General features: G+C 71.3%; 18 protein-coding genes. 5 read left to right on the top strand and 13 right to left on the bottom strand.

Translation table 11 applies throughout. The features are described from left to right. Positions 1-72: 72 nt before the first annotated feature. From ADK55_RS01680 to ADK55_RS01665, 4 genes are all read right to left on the bottom strand, one after another. The gene (locus tag ADK55_RS01680; RefSeq protein ID WP_053675224.1) at positions 73-2025 is read right to left on the bottom strand and encodes an acyl-CoA dehydrogenase family protein; all 1953 of its coding nucleotides are present in this window, start codon (positions 2023-2025) and stop codon (positions 73-75) included. A gap of 184 nt (positions 2026-2209) precedes the next feature. Then, the gene (locus tag ADK55_RS01675; RefSeq protein ID WP_053675222.1) at positions 2210-3655 is read right to left on the bottom strand and encodes an aldehyde dehydrogenase family protein; all 1446 of its coding nucleotides are present in this window, start codon (positions 3653-3655) and stop codon (positions 2210-2212) included. Between the two features lie 170 nt (positions 3656-3825). Further along, positions 3826-5406, bottom strand: a complete 1581-nt coding sequence (locus tag ADK55_RS01670) for a PucR family transcriptional regulator (RefSeq protein WP_053675220.1) — start codon at positions 5404-5406, stop codon at positions 3826-3828. 216 nt (positions 5407-5622) lie between these two features. Continuing rightward, on the bottom strand, positions 5623-7998 hold the full coding sequence (locus ADK55_RS01665; protein WP_053675218.1) for an ATP/GTP-binding protein: 2376 nt from the start codon (positions 7996-7998) through the stop codon (positions 5623-5625). A gap of 238 nt (positions 7999-8236) precedes the next feature. Here ADK55_RS01665 and gabT point away from each other — a divergent pair, with 238 nt between their 5' ends. Both gabT and ADK55_RS01655 read left to right on the top strand, forming a co-directional pair. Continuing rightward, positions 8237-9571: a 4-aminobutyrate--2-oxoglutarate transaminase gene (gabT, locus tag ADK55_RS01660; protein ID WP_053675217.1), complete on the top strand. Its 1335-nt coding sequence runs from the start codon at positions 8237-8239 to the stop codon at positions 9569-9571. Between the two features lie 370 nt (positions 9572-9941). Then, positions 9942-10553, top strand: a complete 612-nt coding sequence (locus ADK55_RS01655) for a phosphatase PAP2 family protein (protein WP_234349841.1) — start codon at positions 9942-9944, stop codon at positions 10551-10553. Positions 10554-10598: 45 nt separating this feature from the next. Here ADK55_RS01655 and ADK55_RS01650 read toward each other — a convergent pair whose 3' ends face one another. From ADK55_RS01650 to ADK55_RS01615, 8 genes are all read right to left on the bottom strand, one after another. Then, positions 10599-12395, bottom strand: a complete 1797-nt coding sequence (locus ADK55_RS01650) for a chitinase (protein WP_234349844.1) — start codon at positions 12393-12395, stop codon at positions 10599-10601. Between the two features lie 100 nt (positions 12396-12495). After that, positions 12496-12957 (bottom strand): hypothetical protein, encoded by a 462-nt coding sequence (locus ADK55_RS01645; RefSeq protein ID WP_053675213.1) that lies wholly within the window; start codon positions 12955-12957, stop codon positions 12496-12498. A gap of 234 nt (positions 12958-13191) precedes the next feature. Next, positions 13192-14610 carry an NAD(P)/FAD-dependent oxidoreductase gene (locus ADK55_RS01640; RefSeq protein ID WP_053675211.1) on the bottom strand — a complete coding sequence of 473 codons (1419 nt, stop codon included), beginning with the start codon at positions 14608-14610 and terminating at the stop codon, positions 13192-13194. A 21-nt stretch (positions 14611-14631) separates the two neighbouring features. Then, on the bottom strand, positions 14632-15438 hold the full coding sequence (locus ADK55_RS01635; RefSeq protein ID WP_053675209.1) for an ABC transporter permease: 807 nt from the start codon (positions 15436-15438) through the stop codon (positions 14632-14634). After that, positions 15438-16367, bottom strand: coding sequence for an ABC transporter permease (locus tag ADK55_RS01630; RefSeq protein WP_053675207.1), 930 nt, complete (start codon positions 16365-16367; stop codon positions 15438-15440). Before ADK55_RS01630 ends, ADK55_RS01635 begins: the two co-directional genes overlap by 1 nt. Next, positions 16364-17515 carry an ABC transporter ATP-binding protein gene (locus tag ADK55_RS01625; protein ID WP_053675205.1) on the bottom strand — a complete coding sequence of 384 codons (1152 nt, stop codon included), beginning with the start codon at positions 17513-17515 and terminating at the stop codon, positions 16364-16366. Before ADK55_RS01625 ends, ADK55_RS01630 begins: the two co-directional genes overlap by 4 nt. Before the next feature lie 132 nt (positions 17516-17647). Next, positions 17648-18898 (bottom strand): polyamine ABC transporter substrate-binding protein, encoded by a 1251-nt coding sequence (locus tag ADK55_RS01620; RefSeq protein ID WP_053675203.1) that lies wholly within the window; start codon positions 18896-18898, stop codon positions 17648-17650. A 47-nt stretch (positions 18899-18945) separates the two neighbouring features. Then, positions 18946-20460 (bottom strand): gamma-aminobutyraldehyde dehydrogenase, encoded by a 1515-nt coding sequence (locus ADK55_RS01615; protein WP_053675201.1) that lies wholly within the window; start codon positions 20458-20460, stop codon positions 18946-18948. Between the two features lie 194 nt (positions 20461-20654). Here ADK55_RS01615 and ADK55_RS01610 point away from each other — a divergent pair, with 194 nt between their 5' ends. Both ADK55_RS01610 and ADK55_RS01605 read left to right on the top strand, forming a co-directional pair. After that, entirely contained in the window at positions 20655-21209 is a 555-nt protein-coding gene (locus ADK55_RS01610) for an NADAR family protein (RefSeq protein ID WP_053675198.1), read from the top strand. Continuing rightward, entirely contained in the window at positions 21206-21697 is a 492-nt protein-coding gene (locus ADK55_RS01605) for an NUDIX hydrolase (protein ID WP_234349840.1), read from the top strand. The genes ADK55_RS01610 and ADK55_RS01605 overlap by 4 nt, the downstream gene beginning before the upstream one ends. 51 nt (positions 21698-21748) lie before the next feature. Here ADK55_RS01605 and ADK55_RS01600 read toward each other — a convergent pair whose 3' ends face one another. Continuing rightward, positions 21749-22453, bottom strand: a complete 705-nt coding sequence (locus tag ADK55_RS01600; protein ID WP_053675196.1) for a DUF4190 domain-containing protein — start codon at positions 22451-22453, stop codon at positions 21749-21751. Positions 22454-22561: 108 nt separating this feature from the next. On the opposite strand from ADK55_RS01600, the gene ADK55_RS01595 reads away from it, so the two are divergent. Next, positions 22562-23587, top strand: a complete 1026-nt coding sequence (locus tag ADK55_RS01595; protein ID WP_053675195.1) for an adenosine deaminase — start codon at positions 22562-22564, stop codon at positions 23585-23587. Positions 23588-23608: the final 21 nt, after the last annotated feature.

The raw sequence follows: 23608 nt of genomic DNA, 5'->3' as shown, positions 1-23608 counted from the left end.
TGTTCGCGCGGGCCGCTCCCTCGGTCGCTCGGATCGCTCCTCGTGGCTCGGGCCCGTCTTGATCCTCGCAGGTCAGCGCAGCGGGCGGTGGACGTTTTCGCGGGTGGACGGGCCCGGGGTGGCGTCGGCGATCCACGGGCCGTCGCCCGAGGGGTCGAGGATGCCCTCCTCCAGCCAGGTGTAGGTGCCGGACAGCACCCCGGCGACGACCTTGCCGTCCAGGTCGTCGGTGTTGGACCAGAGCCGGCCGAAGAGTTCCTCGACGCGGATCCGGGACTGCCGGCAGAAGGCGTCGGCGAGTTGGTAGGCCTCGCGGCCGTGCTCGCCGGTCGCGCGCAGGTGCTCGGCGCGCACACAGGCGGCGCTCATCGCGAAGAGTTCGGCGCCGATGTCCACGATCCGGCCGAGGAAGCCCTGCTTCGTCTCCATCCGCCCCTGCCAGCGGGACATGGCGTAGAACGTCGATCGGGCGAGTTTGCGGGAGGTCCGCTCGACGTAGCGCAGGTGGGTGGCGAGGTCGGGGTGGCCGTCGGGGTGGAACTCCCGGTAGGTCCCCGGCACCTGGCCGGCCCCGGTGGCCAGTCTGGGCAGCCAGCGCGCGTAGAACCCGGCCGCCCGGGCGCCGGCCTTCGCCTTGTCGCCGAGGGCCTTCTCGGGGTCGATGAGGTCGCCGGCCACCGACAGGTGGGCGTCCACCGCCTCCCGCGCGATGAGCAGGTGCATGATCTCGGTCGAGCCCTCGAAGATCCGGTTGATGCGCAGATCGCGCAGCATCTGTTCGGCGGGGACGGCCCGCTCGCCGCGGGCGGCCAGCGACTCGGCGGTCTCGAAACCGCGTCCGCCGCGGATCTGGACCAGTTCGTCGGCCATCAGGCAGGCCATCTCGGAGCCGTAGAGCTTCGCGAGGGCGGCCTCGATGCGGATGTCGTTGCGGTCCTCGTCGGCCATCTGGGAGGCGAGGTCGACCACGGCCTCCAGGGCGAAGGTGGTGGCGGCGATGAAGGCGATCTTGGCGCCGACCGCCTCGTGCCGGGCCACCGGCCGGCCCCACTGCTCGCGCACGCCCGACCACTCGCGGGCGATCTTCAGACACCACTTGCCGGCACCGACGCACATGGCGGGCAGCGAGAGGCGGCCGGTGTTCAGGGTGGTCAGCGCGATCTTCAGACCGGCGCCCTCGGCTCCGATCCGCTGGGCCGCGGGGACCCGCACCTGGTGGAAGCGGGTGACGCCGTTCTCCAGACCGCGCAGGCCCATGAAGGCGTTGCGGTGCTCGACGGTGATGCCGGGCGAGTCCGCCTCGACCACGAAGGCGGTGATCCCGCCCCGGTGGTTCTCGCTCTTCGGCACCCGGGCCATCACGACGAGCAGGTCGGCGACCACCCCGTTGGTGGTCCAGAGCTTCACCCCGTCGAGGAGGTACCCGTCGCCGCTCTCGTCCGGTACCGCCGTGGTGGCCAGTCGCGCCGGGTCGGAGCCCACGTCGGGCTCGGTGAGCAGGAAGGCGCTGATGGCGGTGGTGGCGCAGCGGGGCAGGTAGGTGTCCTTCTGCTCCCGGGTGCCGAACATCTTGAGCGGCTGGGGGACGCCGATCGACTGGTGGGCGGAGAGCAGGGCCCCGATGGCGGGGCTGACCGAACCGACGAGGGCGAGCGCCTTGTTGTAGTACACCTGGGTGAGACCGAGACCCCCGTACTTCGGGTCGATCTTCATGCCGAGTGCGCCGAGTTCCTTCAGTCCGCGCACGGTCTCGTCGGGGATCCTCGCCTCGCGTTCGATGCGGGCCCCGTCGATCTGCGTCTCGCAGAACTGCCGCAGCCGGGCCAGGAAGGCCTCGCCGCGCCGGACGTCCTCGTCGGCGGGCAGCGGATGGGGGTGGATCAGGTCGAGCCGGAACCGCCCGAGGAAGAGCTCCTTCGCGAAGCTGGGCTTGCGCCAGTCCTGTTCCCGGGCCGCTTCCGCGACCTGCCGTGCCTCGCGTTCGGTCACCTTGGGCTGAGTGCCGCTGGGCTGTGTTGCGGACATGAGAGGGGACTCACCTCGCCGCCGAAGTCGGTTGACTTTCCGGATACCGGTCGGTGCTACCTGGTGAGTGGTACCCGTTTCGTGCGCCCTGAAAAGGGGCGTCCGGCCGGGTGGGCGAAAAGGAGACGGCCGGAGCCCCCGCACAGTGGGCTCCGGCCGTCGGCTCATGGCCGTACGAGTGCGCTCAGATGTCCAGGCCCGTGAGGACCAGGACCCGCTCGTACGTGTAGTCGTCCATGGCGTAGCGGACGCCCTCGCGACCGACACCGGACTGCTTGACGCCGCCGTACGGCATCTGGTCGGCGCGGTAGGACGGCGCGTCGCCGACGATCACACCGCCGACCTCCAGCTCGCGGTGCGCGCGGAACGCGACCTGGATGTCCCGGGTGAACACGCCGGTCTGCAGACCGAACTTCGAGTCGTTGACGGCGGCGAAGGCCTCGTCGACCCCGTCGACCTTCTGCAGCGTGAGGACCGGCCCGAAGACCTCCTCGACGGCGAGCGTGACACCGGCCGGCAGGTCCGCGACGACGGTGGGCTCGTACGAGGCACCCTCGCGCTTGCCGCCGGTGAGCAGCTTGGCGCCGGCGGAGACGGCCTCGTCCACCCAGGACTCGACGCGCTTGGCGGCGTCCTCGGAGACGAGGGGGCCGACGTCGGTGGCGGAGTCGGACGGGTCACCGGTGACCTGGGCACGGACCTTGGCGACGACCTTCTCGACGAGGCGGTCGTACACGGAGGCGTCGGCGATCACGCGCTGCACCGAGATGCAGGACTGGCCGGCCTGGTAGTTCGAGAAGGTCGCGATACGGGTCGCGGCCCAGTCGATGTCGGCCTCGGAGGACCAGTCGGCGAGGACGACGGCCGCGGCGTTGCCGCCGAGCTCCAGGGTGCAGTGCTTGTGGGGCACCGACTGCTGGATGGCGTAGCCGACCGTGTCGGAGCCGGTGAAGGAGATGACGGGCAGGCGCTCGTCCTTGACCAGGGCGGGCATCTTGTCGTTCGCCACGGGCAGGACGGACCAGGAGCCGACCGGCAGGTCCGTCTCGGCGAGCAGCTCGCCGAGGATCAGGCCGGAGAGCGGGGTGGCCGGGGCCGGCTTCAGGATGATCGGCGCGCCGACGGCGATGGCGGGAGCCACCTTGTGGGCGCACAGGTTCAGCGGGAAGTTGAACGGCGCGATGCCGAGCACGGGACCCTTGACGAAGCGGCGGGTCAGCGCGAGCCGGCCGACGCCACCGGCGTCGGTGTCCAGGCGCTGGGCCTCTCCCCCGTTGAAGCGGCGGGCCTCCTCGGCGGCGAAACGGAACACGGACACCGCACGGCCGACCTCGCCGCGGGCCCACTTGATGGGCTTGCCGTTCTCGGCGGAGATCAGCTGGGCGATCTCCTCGGTGCGCTCGGCGAGCCGCTTGGACACGTGGTCCAGGGCGGCGGCCCGTACGTGGGCGGGGGTCGCGGAGAACTCCGCCGTCACGGCGTGCGCCGCGGCCACGGCCTCTTCGACCTGTGCGTCGGTCGGCACGCTGACGGAGCCGACCAGGCGACCGTCCCACGGGGAGTGGACGTCGAAGCTGTCCTCGCCGGTGGCCAGGCGGCCGGCGAGCCAGAAGGCGTGGGTGGAAGTCATGCGAATCCCGGCCCTTCGGAGTTGTGCGGTGGGGTCCTTGTCCCCACCACCGTAGGACTCCGCGGAGGATTCGTTGTTTATCCGGCATGGAGTACACGCATGCCGACCCGCGCCGCTTTGTCAGTGTCGGGGCCGCTCGCGGGGGCCGGGCGCCACTTTGCCGAGAGGGCCTAGGAGACGGTCGAGGCGGCCTTGAGGGCGAGCCAGAGTTCCATCCGGACGTCCGGGTCGTCCAGCGAGCGGCCGAGGATCTCCTCCACCCGCTTCATCCGGTACCGCAGCGTGTGCCGGTGCACGCCGAGGTCCACCGCCGCCGCGTCCCACTGGCCGTGCCGGGAGAGCCAGGCCTGCAGCGAGGCCACCAGGTCGCCGCGACCCTTCGCGTCGTGTTCCCGCAGGGCCCGCAGCGTGCCGTCCGCGAAGGCCCGTACCGCGTCGTCGGCCAGCAGCGGCAGCACCGACCCCGCCGCCAGGTCCTCGTGCTCCACCATCGCCCGGCCGCGTCGCCGGGCCACGGCGAGCGCCTGGTCCGCCTGTTTGAAGGCCGCCGCCACGCCGGCGGGTCCGGCCGTGCCCGACAGCCCGATCACCAGTTCGTCGGGCTCCGGCCCGGTCGTGTCCCGGCCGCGCCGCGCCTCCAGCAGTTCCGCGTGCTCCGCACAGGCCCGTGCCGCGGAGCCCGCCTCGGCCGCCAGGACCACCAGCCGCCCTTCCTCGGGCACCACCAGCAGCGCCTCGCCGGTACGGGCCGCCGCCGACTCCACCGCATCGGCCAATTGGGCGAGCCCCTCCGGTTGGGCCGTCCCCGTCAGGGCCGGCTCGGCCACCACGATCCGGAACGGGGACTCCAGGAGCGCCCCGTACAGATCCCCCGCGACGGCCAGCGCGCGCTCCGCCTCGCCGACCATCAGCATCCGCAGCACCGCGGCCCCGAGCCGGGACTCCGCGTCGCGCAGGGACCGGGACCGCTCGGTGGTGAGCGTCAGCAGGGCCACCGCCGAGTGCACGGCGTACCGCTCCGCCGTGCCCAGCGGGGCGCCGGTGCCCACCGCGAGCGCGCCCCGCGCCCGTCGCCCCGTACCCAGCGACTGGAGTTCGACGCGGTCGTCGGAGCCGCCCACCACCGCGCTCGCGGGCGCGGGCCGTTCCCGCAGCCGCTCCACGTCCGGGGTCAGCCGGGCCGCCCGGCGGGCCGCCCAGTCGGGAGCCGCCGCGACCACCGCGCCCGAGGTGTCGTACAGCGCGGCCCAGCCGTGTACGTGCGCCGCCAGCTTCGTCAGGAGTTCGGCGGGGCCGTCGGCCGACAGGGCGGCGCGGGTCAGCTCCCGCTGCGCCTCGAAACCGGCCGTCACGGCCCGGTACTGGTCGGCCGCGAGGGCCGCCGAGACCGCCTTGCTGATGGCGAGGAACGGGGTGCGGCGCGGCACCTCCAGCAGCGGCAGGTCCTCCGCCGCCGCCGCCTCGACCAGGGCCTCGGGAATCGCCTCGTAGTTGACGCCGATCGCGAAGCCGATGCCGACGACGCCGGAGGCCGCGAGCCTCCGTACGTACCGCCGCATCTCCTCGGGGTCCTCGGCGTCCAGTTTCATCGCGGTGATCAGCAGCAGTTCACCGCCCTCCATGTAGGGGACGGGGTCGGCGAGCTCGCTGACGTGTGCCCAGCGCACGGGCGTGTCGAGGCGGCCCTCCCCCGCCCGGACGCTGAGCTTGAGCGCCGAGTGCTGGACGAGCGAGGCGAGGGTGAGCGGCATCGGGTACCAGGGGCCTTAGACGGAGGAGTGGGGCGGCGAGCGGGCCGGGCACGGAGCGGGGGTGGGTCGCCGTGTCGGGCAGGGAGCCTGTCACCGGGTCCGGCGAAGGGGATTGCGCCGTGTCGGGCGAAGGGTATTTCGCCGTGTCGGGCGAAGGGGATTGCGCCGTGTCGTATGAACGACTCCCCTCGATTCTGCCACCTCGTACGGGTCCGCTCAGCTCGATCCGGCCAGCCTGACCAGCAGGGGCGCGGCCCGCTCCCCCCGGACCGAGGTCAGCGAGAGCACGGCGTGGTCCGGCGGCACGGCGTGCGCCAGGTCGGACGCCGACCAGCGCTCGCGCTCCACCTGCCGCACGGTCACCGCGTCCGTGGTCACGGCCTTGCCCGTGACCAGCTTCCGGAAGGCGTGGATGGCCCGGGTCAGCGGCTGGTCGGCGAAGACCGTCCGGTGGGTGACGTCCCGCGTCTCCACCCACTCCGTGCCCCAGGCCTCGGCGAACCGCTTCCCGTCCCAGGTGGTGACCCCGGAGAAGGCCATCCGACAGCCCACCGCGCCCAGCAACGGGGTCCGCAACCCGTCCGGCACGTCGTCGAGGGTACGCAGCGTCAACAGCACCCCCGCGTTCGCCGACCTCAGCCGCTGCACGCCGCGCACGGTCTCCGGGGTCAAGGTGTGCGAGGCGTCGTCGAAGGCCAGGAACGCGAAGAGCGAGCGGTCCGTGCGGGCCGCAACGGAGGCGTTGAACTGGGCGAGCAACAGCCGTGCCAGCATCCGCGACGCCCCGGCGTGCCCCCGCTCGGGAAGGTCCACCCGGACCCGGATGGGATGCTCCATCGCCCGTACCGAGAACGGCCGGCTCTGCCCGGAGGTGTCGAAGAACCCGTGGAAGGCGGGCCGGTCCAGCAGGGCCAGCCGGTCGGCGAGCGCCGGAGCGGGATCGCCCGGGGCCCCGCGCTGCCGGCTGCGGGCGTCGAGCTCGCGCAGCATCGCGGGCTGCCCGGCGGCCTCCAGCTCCCGGCGCAGCGCGTCCACCGCGTCACCGGCGGGATCGAGGAGGTCGCGCAGCTCCGGCACGGAGGGGAAGCGCCCGTGAGCCGTGTGGAACGGCCCGAGCAACTGGGCGAGGGCCGTCGCGGCGCGCCGCACCTCGGCCCCCGGGACGTCCCCGACGAAGGCCTCGGCGAGCAGACCGGCCGCCTCATCGGGGTCGGTGGCACCGCCGTACAGGTCGAGGTCGTGGACGGACTCCGGATCGCCGATCCGGACCACGATGTCGTACGCCGAGTCCGGACCGAGCCGGGCACCCGCCGAACCGACGGCGACGACGGCCGCCTGCCCGGCCAGCGCCTGGAGCGCCAAGGCCTCCACGACGGGGCGGACCAGGTGACGGGTCTTGCCGGAACCGGAGGGCCCGACCGCCACCAGCGAGGTGCCGAGCACCTCGGGATCGAGGGCGAGGGCGGTCCCGCGCCGAGCCCAGGGGTTGCGCTCCCCGTCCTCCACCGTGCCCAGCAGCACCTGCCGGGTCAGCAGATCGTGCCGCGCGGCCCGCACGGGCAGGTCCCGCGCCCCGGAGGGATGCACGCAGGCCCCCGCGCCATTGTTCCGAACGGCGTCGGCGAAGGCCCGCGCACGCGAGGGATCGACGCGCACGGACTCCCAGGCGCGGCGGATCCGGGCGTAGTCCACGTCGTTCATCCGCCCGGCCCCGATCTCCCCGCCGAGCCGATCAGCCACCTCCCCGAGCCCGGCGCCACGCAGCTCGTTGAAGGCGACGGGGTCGTCGGGGGTGGCGGGAGATGAAGAGCGTCCGGTATGCCCGCGGGGCAGAGCAAGTGACGCGAGCGCCCCGGCGCCAGACGCACCCGGCCGGACCCGGTTCAACAGTCGTACTCCGCCTCCGAGCCAGGCGAAGCCCAGAACAAGCACAACGTCGGTCACGGTGCGGGCCGTGGTCATGAGCACACGACTCGCCTCGGGGGAACCGCCGAACGGCAGGAAGCTCTCCACCAACTGCCGAATCGGCAGCTGGTAATTGTGCACCAGGAGGAGGGTCAGATAGGCGAGAGGTACGACTGCTGCCGCCTGGACCCAGGGGCCGCGCGCCACGACCAGCCGGTTCCAGGCCGTGTTCCATGCGCCGAGGCGGCCGAAGCCGTAGAGGAGGGCGGAATCGAACAGGAACTCGTAGATCGGCTTGGCCCGTACCCCTCCCGTATGCACCACCGGCTCTCCGTTTGCCGCCCACCAACTGTTCGGCGTGAAGAGCTTCAGCGGGGTGTCCCAGAAGGGGATGTAGGCGTTGCGCATGAGCGACCAGATGAGGACGCAGGCAAGGAAGGAGATGACAGCACCGCTGGCGATCACCCGGTCCGGGGTTTTGGCGGGCTCCACCGCCGCTCGGGGGACATGGCCGTAACGCCAAATACCCGGTTCCGCCGGAGGGCGCGCAACACGCAACCACTCTGCGAGTGCCGGAGCCTGGCCGGGGGCGTGACGCGGTTTCGGTGGGTGCGCCGACCGGCCGGTGGGTGGGGGGGTGTCGCCCTGGTGAGTGCTGTGTGCTTCCTGCGTGCCGTCCCTGTCCATGAACCCCTGCCCCCGGCGAAGTGCCCCTGCTCTGCGGCGCTCAATCTAGTGCCCCGTACGGCCCTAGGGCTCGTACCCCACGGCAATATCCACGCCTCGCCCCTACTCACTCCCATGGCCTCCACGTACAAGGACACGCGCGCACCACTCCCTAACGGAGCATGCAGGACCACCGCCCCCGGGCCTAGCCTGCGGACAAAGACACAAGTGCGTCCGAAAACACCCCCAGGAGCCCCCTATGACCGCTGTCCCGCAGGAGCGCCGCATCGTCACCGCGATCCCCGGCCCCAAGTCGCAGGAGCTGCAGGCTCGCCGCCTGGCGACGGTGGCCGGTGGCGTGGGCTCCGTGCTTCCCGTCTTCACGGCCCGCGCGGGCGGCGGCATCATCGAGGACATCGACGGCAACCGCATGATCGACTTCGGTTCCGGCATCGCCGTGACCTCGGTGGGCGCCTCCGCCGAGGCGGTCGTGCGCCGCGCCTCCGCGCAGCTCGCCGACTTCACCCACACCTGTTTCATGGTCACGCCGTACGAGGGTTACGTCGAGGTCTGCGAGGCCCTGGCCGAGCTGACCCCGGGCGACCACGCCAAGAAGTCCGCGCTGTTCAACTCCGGCGCCGAGGCCGTCGAGAACGCGGTCAAGATCGCCCGTTCGTACACCAAGCGTCAGGCCGTCGTCGTCTTCGACCACGGCTACCACGGCCGTACGAACCTGACGATGGCACTGACCTCGAAGAACATGCCGTACAAGCAGGGCTTCGGTCCGTTCGCGCCCGAGGTCTACCGCGTCCCGGTCGCCTACGGCTACCGCTGGCCCACCGGCGCCGAGAACTGCGGTCCGGAGGCCGCCGCGCAGGCGATCGACCAGATCAGCAAGCAGATCGGCGCCGACAACGTCGCCGCGATCATCATCGAGCCGGTTCTCGGCGAGGGCGGCTTCATCGAGCCGGCCAAGGGCTTCCTCCCGGCGCTGGTGAAGTTCGCCAACGACAACGGCATCGTGTTCGTCGCGGACGAGATCCAGTCGGGCTTCTGCCGTACCGGCCAGTGGTTCGCGTGCGAGGACGAGGGCATCGTCCCGGACCTGATCACCACCGCCAAGGGCATCGCGGGCGGCCTGCCGCTCGCCGCCGTGACGGGCCGCGCCGAGATGATGGACTCCGTGCACGGCGGTGGCCTGGGTGGCACCTACGGCGGCAACCCGGTGGCGTGCGCCGGTGCCCTCGGTTCGATCGAGACCATGAAGGAGCTCGACCTCAACGCCGCGGCGAAGAAGATCGAGTCCGTCATGAAGACCCGCCTGACGGCCATGCAGGAGAAGTACGACATCATCGGCGACATCCGCGGCCGCGGCGCCATGATCGCGATCGAGCTCGTCAAGGACCCGGTCTCCAAGACCCCGTTCCCGGAGGCGGCCGGCGCGCTCGCCAAGGCCTGCCACGCCGAGGGCGTGCTCGTCCTCACCTGTGGCACCTACGGCAACGTGCTGCGCTTCCTCCCCCCGATCGTCATCGGCGAGGACCTGCTGAACGAGGGCCTGGACGTCATCGAGGCCGCATTCGCGGGCATCTGAGCGATTACCCGAACACAGTGACCCACTCCTACCGGCGGTAACGGTCGGACACTGTGAAGAACGTGTGGGGGGCCGATGGCGGGAGCGCGATCCCGCTGCCGGCCCCCTTCGGGTTGGCGTACGGTTTCTGCAGATGAGTGAGACACCCCGCTCACGGGAAACCGAGGGCGACACCAGTACCGGGCTTCCCCAGCGCCGTATTGGGCATGCGTTCGCGCACACTCCTCACCGATCGGACAGCCGTTCGCCCCAAACCCCCCGGGGCGCCCGGCAACCCGATCCGGGCGGCCGTCCCGGAACCATCCCCCCTGTTCCGGGACGGCCGGCCACTTCTCTCGCACCCTTCGGCGCCCTCTGCGCCCTCTGCGCGGTGCTCTTCGCGCTCATCACCTGGCAGGTTCTCGCATCCGGGCCGCTGCTGGTACCCGACGAGGAGTTCAGTCGCGCCGTCGTCCGCACGGTCCCGGACTCCGTCACCGAACGTCTCTCGGACCTCGGCAACATCCCGGTCGCGCTGCCCGTCCTGGTCCTGGCCATGGCGTACGCCGCCTGGCGCGGCCGTCGCCGCGCCGCGCTGACGGCGGGGCTGGCCATGGTCGCGGTTCCCGCGTTGGTCGTGCCCCTCAAGGAGTGGACCGCCCGCCCGGGCCCCCTGGAGCCCTGGGCCGCCGGCTACTTCCCCTCCGGCCACACGGCCACCTCCCTGGTGGCGTACGTGGGCGCGGCCCTGCTGATCGCCCCGTACACGCGGCGGCGCTGGCCGGTCCCCCTCGCGCTCGCCCTGGCCGCGCTGACGGCGGTGGGCCTGATCCTGCGCGGCTTCCACTGGCCGCTGGACGTGGTGGCCAGCGCCTTGATGTGCACACCCCTGATGCTCGTCGTCCGCCGGGCGACGCGGACCGGCGGACGACGAGGGGTCGACGGATACACCGACCAAGAGGCCGACCAAGAGGCTGACCGAGAGGCCGACCGGGCGGGCTGAACCCGAGCCGGAAGAGCGCGGGCCGCCGACCCGCGCATCCGTCCGTCAGCCGCCGAAGTATCCGTCGAAGTTCCGGGAGAACTCCCAGCCCCCGAAGCGGTCCCAGTTGATCGACCAGGTCATCAGGCCGCGCAGGGCCGGCCAGGCGCCGTGGGTCTGGTAGGTCCCGCAGTCGGTCTTCTTCGTCAGGCAGTTCAGCGCCTTGTTCACCTCGGCCGGCGAGGTGTGGCCGTTGCCCGCGTTGGTCGTGGCCGGCAGACCGATGGCGACCTGCTCGGGGCGCAGGGCCGGGAAGACCCGGGCGGTGTTCCCGGCGACGGGGAAGCCGGTGAGCAGCATGTCGGTCATGGCGATGTGGAAGTCGGCGCCGCCCATGGAGTGGTACTGGTTGTCGAGGCCCAGGATGGAGCCGGAGTTGTAGTCCTGGACGTGCAGCAGGGTGAGGTCGTCGCGCAGGGCGTGGATCACCGGGAGGTAGGCGCCGGCGCGCGGGTCCTGGCCGCCCCAGGGGCCGGAGCCGTAGTACTGGTGGCCGAGTTGGACGAAGAAGGTCTCGGGAGCCATGGTCAGGACGAAGTCCGGACCGTACTTGGCCTTGAGGGTCTTGACGGCGGAGATCAGGTTGACGATCACCGGGGTTGTGGGGGCGCGGAAGTCGGTGTCGCCGGTGGCCAGGGAGAGCGAATGGCCCTCGAAGTCGATGTCGAGGCCGTTGAGCCCGTACTCGTCAATGATCTTGCTGACGGAGGAGACGAAGGTGTCGCGGGCGGCCGTGGTGCCCAGCTGGACCTGGCCGTTCTGGCCGCCTATCGAGATCAGGACCTTCTTGCCGGCCGCCTGTTTGGCCTTGATGGCCGCCTTGAACTCCGCGACCGATTCGACGTTCGGGCACTCACTGACCGGGCACAGCGAGAAGCGGATGTCGCCCGAGGTCACCGAGGTCGGTTCGCCGAAGGCCAGGTTGATGACGTCCCACGACGCGGGTACGTCCGCCATCCGCACGTAGCCGGAGCCGTTGGCGAAGCTCGCGTGGAGGTAGCCGACCAGGGCGTGGGCGGGCAGTCCCGGGTTGCCCGGGTCGCCGCCTCCCCCGCCGGTGGTGGTCACCGTGACGGGGGCGCTCTTCGGGGACTCGCCCGCCGCGTTCACCGCGCTGACCTGGAAGGTGTAGGCCGTGGACGCCGTCAGGCCGGTGATCGTCGCCGAGGGGCCGGTGACGGTCGGCGCGGCGGCGCCCGCGCGGTGGACGCGGTACGACGTGGCGCCTTGCGCGGCCGCCCAGGAGAGGTTCACCGCGCTCGACGAGGCGGCGGACGCGGTGAGGCCGGTGGGGGCGGCCGGGGGCTGGGGTTGGGTCTGGCCCGGGTCCGGGCCGACGAGGGTGACGTCGTCCGTGAAGTGGGCGGGCCGGCCGTACCAGCCGTGGGTGTACACCGTCACCGAGGTGGTGGCGGCGCCCGTGTGGAAGGTGGTGCTCAACTGCTTCCAGGTGCCCGGGGTCTGCGTCCAGACGGACACGTCGGTGGTGCCGGTCCCGGACGCGCCGAGGTAGACGTACTCGCCCTGCACCCAGGCGCTGAGCGTGTACGTGGAGTCCGGCTTGACGGTGACGGTCTGGGCGCAGCGCGCGTTGTCCTGGCCGGCCGGAGTGGCCTTGAGGGCGGAACTCCCGCCGTGGACGGGGGCGGTGACGGCCGCGGCGCCGCCGCCCGGGCAGTTCCAGCCGTCGAGTCCGGCCTCGAAGCCGCCGTTGCGCGCCAGATCGGCGTCGGCGGCCGCGGCCGGCGGGCCCGCGGCGAGGAGACCGGCCACCGCGAGGGCGGCGGCCGTAAGGAGGGACAGGGTTCCGTTGGCGACCCTGCGGGGTGCGCGCACAACTGCCTCCGGTACATGGGGGGATGGAGGGGAGCGGCGCCCAAGATGGTCCAGACCAATGCTCTTGTCAAGGTGTCCGGCCCTCCTCCGCCGCGACCAGCGCCGCCGCCTCGTGCATCGCGAGCTCCAGCACCGCCGGGTCGGTGAGCGTCCCCCGGCCGTCCGGGAGCACCACCCAGCGGACCCCGCCGGTCGCCCGGCCCGGGTACGGGACGACGATCCAGGCGCCGCGCCCGACGCCCCGCACGCCCGTGCCGAGCCAGCGGGAGGCGGTGCCGGCGGGCACGAAGAAGCCCAGCCTGGACTCGCCGTCGGCGAGCACCGGGCCGGGCCGGTCGATGAGCAGGGTCAGTACGTCGAGGGTGGCCTGCCCCAGCGCCCCCGGCAGGATCAGCACGTCCCAGCGCCGGCCGGCGGGCAGGAGCGCGACCCCGAAGGGGTTGCGCTCCCATTCCCACCGGCAGGCGTCGGGATCCGGTGCCACCGACACCAGCCACTCCACTGCCGTTTTGTCCTCGGGGATCGTCATCGCCCGGTCTCCGTTCGCTGTCGCTCGGTGAAGGGTTCTCACCGGGAGAGAGCGGGGCGGGACTCGGCTATGACGCGGGTTTCGTCACCCCGTGGCAGTGAAGCGGGTCACACGGCGATCGACCGAGTGCGCCGGGGCGTGCGGCCCTCGATCAACCGACAACCCGACCAACGGATCGACGGATCGACCGGTCAACGGGTGAACGGGGCAACGTCCGGCCCTGCCGGCGGCGGTTCAGCTGTCGAAGCCCAGACCGAGGCGGTCCAGCGCCTTGAGCCACAGGTTCCGCCGGCCGCCGCGGGCGTCCGCTCGGGCCAGCGACCACTTCGTCAGCGTGATCCCGGTCCAGGCGAACGGCTCCGGCGGGAACGGCAGCGGCTTCGACTTCACCATCTCCAACTCGGTGCGCTCCGTGGTGGCGCCGTCCAGCAGGTCCAGCATCACGTCGGCGCCGAAGCGGGTGGCCCCCACTCCGAGTCCGGTGTAGCCGGCCGCGTAGGCGACCTTGCCGGAGTGGGCGGTGCCGAAGAAGGCGGAGAAGCGCGAGCAGGTGTCGATCGCCCCGCCCCAGGCGTGGCTGAACTTCACGCCCTCCAACTGCGGGAACGCGGTGAAGAAGTGCTGAGCGAGCTTGAGGTAGGTCTCGGGGCGGTCGTCGTACTCGGAGTCGAGCCGGCCCCGGTAGGGGTAGATGGCGTCGTAGCCGCCCCACAGGATGCGGTTCTCCGGGGTGATGCGGAAGTAGTGGAACTGGTTGGCGCTGTCGCCCAGACCCTGCCGGTTCGTCCAGCCGATGGCCTTCAGCTGGTCGGCGGTGAGCGGCTCGGTCATCAACGCGTAGTCGTACACCGGGACCGTGAGGGGTCGGATCCGCTTGACCAGCGAGGGGAAGATGTTGGTGCCCAGGGCGACCCTGCGGGCGAAGACCCGGCCGTAGGGGGTGCGGACGGCCATTCCGGCGCCCGAGGGGGCCAGGGAGAGGCCGCGGGTGTTCTCGTAGATCCGTACGCCCAGGTCCGTGCAGGCCTTCTTGAGGCCCCACGCGAGCTTGGCGGGGTTGACCATCGCCACGCCGTCGGTGTCCCACAGGCCCGCGAGGAAGGTCGGCGAGTCCACCTCGGCTCGCACCTCGTCGCGGTCGAGCCAGCGCGCACCGCCCGCCAGGCCCAGCTTCTGCGCCTCCTCGTGGAGTTCGCGCAGCTCCTCGACCTGGTGGGGCTCGGTGGCGACGTCGATCTCGCCGGTCCGCTCGAAGTCGCAGTCGATGCCGTACCGGGCGATGGCCGCCTCGATCTCGTCGAGGTTGCGGGCGCCCAACTCCTCCAGCTTGGCGAGTTCGCCGGGCCAGCGGGCCATGCCGTTGGCGAGGCCGTGGGTGAGGGAGGCGGCGCAGAAGCCGCCGTTGCGGCCGGAGGCGGCCCAGCCCGCCTCCTTGGACTCGATCAGGACGACGTCCCGCGCGGGGTCGCGCTCCTTGGCGATGAGCGCGGTCCACAGGCCACTGTAGCCGCCGCCGATGACCAGCAGGTCGCAGGCCTCGTCGGAGGTCAGCGCCGGCAGCGCGGCCGGCTTGCCGGGGTCGTCCAGCCAGTACGAGACCGGCAGTGCGGCGGAAAGGGATTGAGCAACGCTTCGCATGGCGACTGGGGCCATGGCTTCCAACTCCCTACAGAGTTACTTGGGCTGTGCTTTCTTGCGGCGGTTCCCGACCATCTGGCCGGTGAGCACCACCAGCACCGCGATGACGAACATCGCCGTGCCGATGACGTTGATCTGCACGGGCGTACCGCGTTGGGCCGATCCCCACACGAACATGGGGAAGGTGACGGTGTTGCCCGAGTTGAAGTTGGTGATGATGAAGTCGTCGAACGAGAGCGCGAAGGAGAGCAGCGCGCCCGCGGCGATTCCGGGGGCCGCGATGGGCAGGGTGACCCGCAGGAAGGTCTGCACCGGGCCCGCGTAGAGGTCGCGGGCGGCCTCCTCCAGTCGCGGGTCCATCGACAGGACGCGTGCCTTGACGGCGGCGACGACGAAGCTGAGGCAGAACATGATGTGGGCGATGAGGATCGTCCAGAAGCCCAGCTGGATGCCCATGTTGAGGAAGAGGGCGAGCAGCGAGGCGGCCATCACGATCTCGGGCATGGCCATGGGCAGGAAGATCAGCGAGTTGACGGCGCCGCGCCCCCGGAAGCGGTAGCGGACCATCGCGAAGGCGATGGCGGTGCCGAGGCAGGTCGCGGCGAGGGTGGACCAGAGCGCGATCTGGAGGGACAGCGAGAGCGAGCCGCACAGGTCGGCGACGCCGCAGGGGTCCTTCCAGGCGTCGAGGGAGAACTCCTGCCAGGCGTAGTTGAACCGGCCGGCCGGGTTGTTGAAGGAGAAGACGGTGACGACGATGTTCGGCAGGATCAGGTAGGCGAGCGTGCCGAGGCCCGCGATCACGACGAGGTTGCGGCGGAGCCACGTGGTGGTGGTGCGCATCAGACCAGGTCCTCCGTCCCCGCTCGGCGGATGTAGATGGTGACCATGATCAGCACGATGGCCATGAGGATGAAGGACAGCGCGGCCGCCGTCGGGTAGTCGAGGATCCGCAGGTACTGCGACTGGATGACGTTGCCGATCATCCGGGTGTCCGTGGAGCCGAGCAGTTCCGCGTTGACGTAGTCGCCGCTCGCGGGGATGAACGTGAGCAGGGTCCCGGAGACCACGCCCGGCATGGAGAGCGGGAAGGTCACCTTGCGGAAGACCGTGGCGGGGCGGGCGTAGAGGTCGCCGGCGGCCTCGTGGAGGCGGGTGTCGATCCGCTCCAGGGAGGTGTAGAGCGGAAGGATCATGAAGGGGAGGAAGTTGTACGTCAGACCGCAGACGACCGCGAGCGGCGTGGCCAACACCCGGTCGCCCTCGGTCATGCCCAGCCAGCTGGTGACGTCCAGGAAGCCGACCCCGTTGAGGACGTCCACCACCGGGCCGCCGTCGGCCAGGATCGTCTTCCAGGCCAGGGTGCGGATCAGGAAGCTGGTGAAGAACGGGGCGATCACCAGCACCAGCAGGAGGTTTCTCCACCGGCCCGCCTTGAAGGCGATCAGATAGGCCAGCGGGTACCCGAGCAGCAGGCACAGGACGGTCGCGGTACCGGCGTACAGCAGGGAGCGCAGGAACTGCGGGAGGTAGTCCGCGAAGGCGTCCCAGTACGTCTGGAAGTGCCAGGTGACCTGGAAGCCCTCTTCGAGGGAGCCCGTCTGCACCGAGGTCGAGGCCTGGTAGACCATCGGCAGCACGAAGAACACCAGCAGCCACAGGATGCCCGGCAGCAGCAGCCAGTACGGGATCAGGCGCTTGCGCAGCGACGGCTTGTGGACCGGGGGCTCGGTCGGGGCGGGCGCCTGGGGCGGCGCGACGGTGGTGGTCACGCGGACTCCTCGACCGTCTCGATTCCCGCGTCGATGTCCTGGGCGGCGTCGAGGCCGAAGGTGTGCGCCGGGTTCCAGTGCAGGATCACCTCGGCGCCCGGAACCAGGCGGGCGTCGCGTTCGATGTTCTGCGCGTACACCTCCAGCTCGGGGCAGACCCGGCTGTCGATGACGTACTGGGTGGACACCCCGATGAAGGAGGAGTCCGCTATTCGGCCCGCGACCTTGTTCCGGCCGGCGCCGATGGTGTGTTCCTCGTCCGCGGGCACCAAGGAGATCTTCTCGGGGCGCACCCCGACCAGCAGCTTCTCGCCGGCGCGGGGCGTGGTCGAACATCGCGCGCCGGGCAGCCGGAGCTTGGTGCCGGCGCTCGACACGACGATGTCCGCGGAGCCGGCCTCCAGCACCTCGGCCTCGATGAGGTTGGAGGTGCCGAGGAAGTTCGCGACGAAGGTGGTCTTCGGGTTCTCGTACAGCTCCGCGGGGGCGCCGAGCTGCTCGACGCGGCCGCCGTTCATCACCGCGACCGTGTCGGCCATGGTCATGGCCTCCTCCTGGTCGTGCGTGACGTGCACGAAGGTGATGCCGACCTCGGTCTGGATCCGCTTGAGCTCCAGCTGCATCTGGCGGCGCAGTTTGAGGTCGAGGGCGCCGAGGGGTTCGTCGAGGAGCAGCACCTGGGGGTGGTTGATGAGCGCGCGGGCGACCGCCACGCGCTGCTGCTGGCCTCCGGACAACTGGTGCGGCTTGCGCCCGGCGAACTGGCCCAGCTGGACCAGCTCCAGCATCTCGTCGACCTGCTTCTTGACGGACTTGATGCCGCGTCGGCGCAGCCCGAAGGCGACGTTCTCGGAGACGTCGAGGTGCGGGAAGAGCGCGTAGCTCTGGAAGACGGTGTTGACCGGGCGCTTGTAGGGCGGCAGGTCGGTGACCTCGCGCTCGCCGAGGCTGACGGTGCCGGTGGAGGGCTCCTCCAGTCCGGCGATCATGCGCAGGGTGGTGGTCTTCCCGCAGCCCGAGGCGCCGAGCAGCGCGAAGAAGGAGCCCTGGGGGATGGTGAGGTCCAGCGGATGCACGGCGGTGAAGGAGCCGTAGTGCTTGCTGATCCCGGCGAGGCGGACGTCGCCGCCCGCGGTCTTGTCAGTCATGGGTCGCGGCCTTCGGTGGTGGTATTCGGAAGGGTGCGGGAATCGCGGGTGCCGGCGGCGGCCGGTACGCGGGGGGTGCCGGCGCCGCCGTGGGTGCGTGCCGGTCCTGTGCCGAGGGGGCGGCGGGGGCCGTCAGGCGCCGATGAGCTTGGCGAACTTCTCCTCGTACGCCGTCTCTTCCTCGGAGCTGAGGGAGCGGAAGGCGTGGGACTTGGCGGTCATCGCCTTGTCCGGGACGATCAGGGTGTTCTCCGCGAGCTCGGGATCGATCTTCGCCAGCTCGTCCTTGACGCCCTCGACCGGGCAGACGTAGCTGATGTAGGCGGCCAGTCGGGCGGCGACCGGGAGCTCGTAGTAGTAGTCGATGAGCCGCTCCGCGTTGGCCTTGTGCCGGGCCTTGGCGGGGACCAGCAGGTTGTCGCTGGAGGTGATGTACCCGGCCGCCGGGATCGCGTACTTGATGTCCGGGTTTCCGGCCTGCAGCTGGATGACGTCGCCCGCCCAGGCGAGGCAGGCGGCGAGGTCGCCCTTGTCGAGGTCGGCGGTGTAGTCGTTGCCGGTGAAGCGCCGGATCTGCTTCTTGTCGACGCCCTTCTGGAGTCGGCCGATGGCCTGGTCGTAGTCGGCCGTGGTGAAGTTCGCCGGGTCCTTGCCCTGGTCGAGGAGGGTCATGCCGACGCTGTCGCGCATCTCCGTCAGGAAGCCGACCCGCCCCTTGAGGGTGGGGTCGTCGAGCAGCTGGGTGACGGAGTCGACCGTCTTGCCGCCGGTGGCCTTGGAGTTGTAGGCGATGACGGTGGAGATGCCGGTCCACGGGTAGCTGTGGGAGCGGCCCGGGTCCCAGTCGGGGCTGCGGAACTGCGGGGACAGGTTGGCGTAGGCGTGCGGGAGGCGGGCGGGGTCCAGCTTCTGCGCCCAGCCGAGTCTGATGATGCGCGCGGCGAGCCAGTCGGTGACGACGATCAGGTCGCGGCCGGTGTCCTGGCCGGCCGCGAGCTGCGGGCGGACCTTGCCGAAGAACTCGACGTTGTCGTTGATGTCCTCGGTGTACTTGACCTTGATCCCGGTCCGCTTGGCGAACTCCTCCAGGGTGGGACGGCTCTTCTCGTCGTCGCTGGTGTCCATGTACTCGGTCCAGTTGGAGAAGTTGATCTCCTTCTCCTGTTCCGAGCGGTCGTCGGACGCCGCCGCCGTGCCGTCCTGCCGTTGGGCGGGCGGGATCCCGCAACCGCTCAGGGCCGACAGGCCGCCGAGGGTGAGCGCCCCGACACCGGAGGCGCGCAACAGCGAACGGCGGGTGAGGGCGCCGCGCCCGCTGGTGAGGCTGCGCCGTATCGCGTTGAGTTGCGGCGCCGAGAGACGCTCGGGCTCGAACTGCTCCATGGACTGTGCCCTTTCGGGTGGCAGGGCCGCCAGCGGCGGCGTCGTGACTATCGGTCCCCGAAGATCGTGCGGTGCCAGTCCTTCGCGGCGACCGCGGTGTTGTCGTACATCACATGCTTGACCTGCGTGTACTCCTCGAAGGAGTAGGCGCTCATGTCCTTTCCGAAGCCACTGGCCTTGTAGCCCCCGTGAGGCATCTCGCTGATGATCGGGATGTGGTCGTTGACCCAGACGCAACCCGCCTTGAGCTCGCGGGTGGCCCGGTTGGCCCGGTAGACGTCCCGGCTCCAGGCGGAGGCCGCGAGTCCGTACGGGGTCTCGTTGGCCAGCGCGAGGCCCTCGTCGTCGGTGTCGAACGGCAGGACCACGAGGACCGGACCGAAGATCTCGGACTGGACGACCTCGCTGTCCTGGGCCGCGCCGGAGATCAGGGTCGGCCGGTAGTACGCCCCGCCGGCCAGGTCTCCCCCGGGGCTCTCGCCGCCGGTGACGACCGTGGCGTAGGAGCGGGCGCGCTCGACGAACCCGGCGACCCGGTCGCGCTGCGCGTGCGAGACCAGCGGACCGAGGTCCGTGGTGGGCGCGAAGGGGTCTCCGACGCGGACGGTCTCCATCAGCTCGGCGACCCGCGCGACGAAGGCGTCGTGCAGGGGGCGCTGGACGTACGCGCGGGTGGCGGCCGTGCAGTCCTGGCCGGTGTTGATGAGGGAGGCGGCGACGGCGCCGTGCGCGGCGGCCTCCAGGTCGGCGTCGTCGAAGACGAGGAAGGGGGCCTTCCCGCCGAGCTCCAGGTGGAGCCGCTTGACGGTGGCGGTGGCGATCTCGGCGACCCGCTTGCCGACGGCCGTCGAACCGGTGAACGAGGTCATGACCACGTCGGGGTGCCCCACGAGGTGCTCCCCCGCCTCCCGGCCGGCGCCGGTGACGATGTTGATCACTCCGTCGGGCAGGCCCGCGTCCTTGGCCGCCTGGGCGAACATCAGGGAGGTCAGCGGGGTCAGCTCGGCGGGCTTCAACACGATGGTGTTGCCCGCGGCGATGGCCGGGAGGATCTTCCAGGCGGCCATCTGGAGCGGATAGTTCCAGGGGGCGATGGACCCGACCACCCCGATGGCCTCGCGGCGCACGTAGGAGGTGTGGTCGCCGGAGTACTCGGCGGCGGCCTGCCCCTGGAGGTGGCGGGCGGCGCCCGCGAAGAAGGCGGTGTTGTCGATGGTCCCCGGTACGTCGAACTCCGTGGACAGCTTGAGCGGCTTGCCGCACTGGATCGACTCGGCGTAGGCGAAGTCGTCGGCCTGCTCGGCCAGTACGGCGGCCAGCCGGTGCAGCGCGTCCGAGCGCTCCCCGGGGGTGGCGGCGGACCAGCCCGGGAAGGCCCTCTTGGCGGCGGCCACGGCCTCGTCCACGTCCGCGGTGCCCGCGAGTTCGTAGGTGAGGACCTCGTCGCCGGTGGCCGGGTCGATCACGGTGTGTGATTGCCCGGAGGTGCCGGCCCTGAGCCTGCCGTCGATGTACTGCGCGCCGTCCGCGAAGCGGTCCTTGACCTGGAAGCGGTTGCCCATCACGCTCTCACGCTCTCCGTAGCTACAGTTCGGACTACAGCCCGAATTGAGTGCCGATCCTGACAGAGGCAGGGGCCTCGGCCAAGTGATTCCGTTGTTGCCTTTTGATTACGCGACGGAATCGGTCGACCATGTGTCGAGGCACGCCGGAAATCCCGTACGAAGTGTCCGTGGCGACTGCCAGACTCGCGTGCATGGAGACGATCGACGCATTGATCAAGCAGGTCAGCCGGGGTGACCGGCTGAAGTTCCTGCCGTTCTGGGGGCACCGCCCGCGCACGGACGGGACGCTCGGACCGAGCTGCCTCAGCCAGTGGTGGCCTTCCGCTTTCACTGTGGGTGAGGTCCGGTACGCCACCGCGGAGCACTGGATGATGGCCGGCAAGGCCAGGATATTCGGGGACGCCGAGGCGGAGCGTGCCGCGCTGGAGGCCGGCACCCCGGCCGAGGCGAAGAAGGCCGGGCGCCTCGTGCGCGACTTCGACAACGCCGTCTGGGAGCGGGAACGGTTCGCGCTGGTCGTGGAGGGCAGCGTGCACAAGTTCGGCTCCGATCCGGCCCTGCGCGGGTACCTGCTGGGCACCGGGAACCGGGTGCTCGTGGAGGCGAGCCCGATGGACCGGATCTGGGGCATCGGGCTGGCGGCCGACGACGAGCGGGCCCTGGACCCGGCCCGGTGGTGCGGGCTGAACCTGCTCGGCTTCGCCCTCATGGAGGCCCGGGACCGGCTGCGGACGGACGCCGCGTGACGGGTCCGGGCATACCCGGCCGACGCCGGGTCGCCGCGGTGATCATCCGGGACGGCTGCGTGCTCATGGTGCGGGAGCGGGGCCCGGGGCCCACCGGTCGACACGACGGACCGGAGTACTGGACGCTGCCCGGCGGCGGCCTGGAGGCCGGGGAGGAACCCGCCGAGGCGGTACGGCGCGAGGTGGCCGAGGAGGTCGGCCTGCACGCCCTGGACGTGCGGTTCGCGTACGAGGCGCCGTACCCCTCCGGCTGGACCGCCTGCTACCGCGTGGACGTCGCGCCCGGGGAGCCCCGCCTCGGGGTCGACGAGGACCTGGTGTGCGACTGTCCCCGAATGGTGGGGCTGATCTGGGTCCCCCTGTCACGCGGTACCGGGTCCGACCTCGGCGGTGACGGCGGCGACGGCGACGACAGCGTCGGTTCGGTCGGGACGGACGGCGACGCGGTCGTCATGGTGCCGACGCTGCTGATGGCGGCGCGGGTCTGACCGGCGACGACCGGTCCCCCACGCCCGGTTCCCCACCGGCGTCGACGGGGGTCATATTCGCTCCTGGACCCCGGTGTCCTCGTACGGCCCGTCGCGGTCGACGTCCTCGAAGGTCGGGCCGAGGAGGAAGGCCGCGGTCACCAGGACGCCGATCACGATGCCGACGGAACCGAGGATGAGACCGGCCAGCGCGAGCCCGCCGTTGCCTGCCTCGCCCCGGTTCGCCTTGCCCCGGCCGAGTGCGCCGAAGACGATCCCGGCGATGCCGAGCGCGATGGGGCCGACCATGGTCGGGCAGGCGAGGACCGAGAGCAGGCCGAGTACGAACCCCGTGATGGCGAGGCCGTTGCTCGGCGGGGTCGGCACGGGGGACCAGGGTGTGTAGGGTGCGGGCCGCCCCGGCAACTGGGCCCCGGGGTAGCCGTATCCGGCGGGATCGGGCTGCGCCGGATACCCGTACGCGGGACCGGGAGCCTGCCCCCAGGAGCCGGCGGGGTCGATCGGCGCGGTCGCGCCGAAGGACTGCGGGGCCGTGCCGAAGGGGTGGGGAGTCGTGTCGAAGGGCTGCGCGGCCGTGTCGAAGGACCGGCCGGTCGTCGCGCCCGGCATGCCGGCGATCGTCGGCTGGTCGTGCACACCCGCGTCCCCGGACCCGCCCCGCCCCTTGCCCAGGTCCACGGCCGGTTTGCCCCGGTCCACCGCCGGCCGCTCGGGCGGTGCCCACGGGTCGGACGGCTCAGGGCTCTGGTCGGTCATACGGCACCCCCCTCTCGTACAGCCATGCTAAGTGCTGCCACCGACACTCCCCGGGCCTGCCTACGATGAAGCCGACCTGCCCGAACCCGTGTCCTCCCGGAGGCACCCATGCCCGACCTGCACCCCTTCATCGCGGGGCTTCCCAAGGCCGAACTCCACGTCCACCACGTCGGCTCGGCCTCCCCGCGCATCGTGGCCGAGCTCGCCTCCCGGCACCCCGACTCGAAGGTCCCCACCGACCCCGAGGCGCTCGCCGATTACTTCACCTTCACGGACTTCGCCCACTTCATCGAGGTCTACCTGTCCGTCGTCGACCTGGTCCGCACCCCCGACGACGTGCGCACGCTGACCTTCGAGGTCGCCCGCGACATGGCCCGGCAGAACATCCGCTACGCCGAGCTGACGATCACCCCGTACTCCTCCACCCGCCGCGGCATCGAGGAGAAGGCGTTCATGGAGGCCATCGAGGACGCCCGCAAGGACGCCGAGGCCGAACTCGGGGTCATCCTGCGCTGGTGCTTCGACATCCCCGGCGAAGCGGGCCTGGAGGCCGCGGCCGAGACCACCCGCCTCGCGGTCGACCTGCGCCCCGAGGGCCTGGTCTCCTTCGGCCTGGGCGGTCCGGAGATCGGTGTCCCGCGCCCCCAGTTCAAGCCGTACTTCGACCGGGCCCGGGCAGCCGGCCTGCACAGCGTGCCGCACGCCGGCGAGTCCACCGGGCCGGAGACCGTCTGGGACGCCATCCGCGAGTTGGGCGCCGAGCGCATCGGCCACGGCACGACCTCCGTCCGGGACCCCGAGCTGCTGGCCTACCTCGCCGAGCACCGGATCGCGCTGGAGGTCTGCCCGACCTCGAACATCGCCACCCGCGTGGTGACCGACATGGACGCGCACCCCGTCAAGGAGATGGTCGCGGCGGGCGTGCTCGTCACCATCAACAGCGACGACCCGCCGATGTTCGGCTCCGACCTCAACAACGAGTACGCGGTGGCCGCACGGCTCCTCGACCTCGACGAGCGCGGTCTGGCGCAGCTGGCCAAGAACGCCGTCGAGGCCTCCTTCCTCGACCCGGCGGGCAAGGCGCGGCTCACCGCGGAGATCGACACGTACACGGACACGTGGTTGGCCTCCTGACGCCCGAGCAGAATGGGGTGC

The organism is Streptomyces sp. WM4235 (genome assembly GCF_001279725.1).
Taxonomy (GTDB): domain Bacteria; phylum Actinomycetota; class Actinomycetes; order Streptomycetales; family Streptomycetaceae; genus Streptomyces.
The sequence above is the reverse complement of the archived record's forward strand: the minus strand, read 5'-3'. Positions and strand labels throughout refer to the sequence as shown.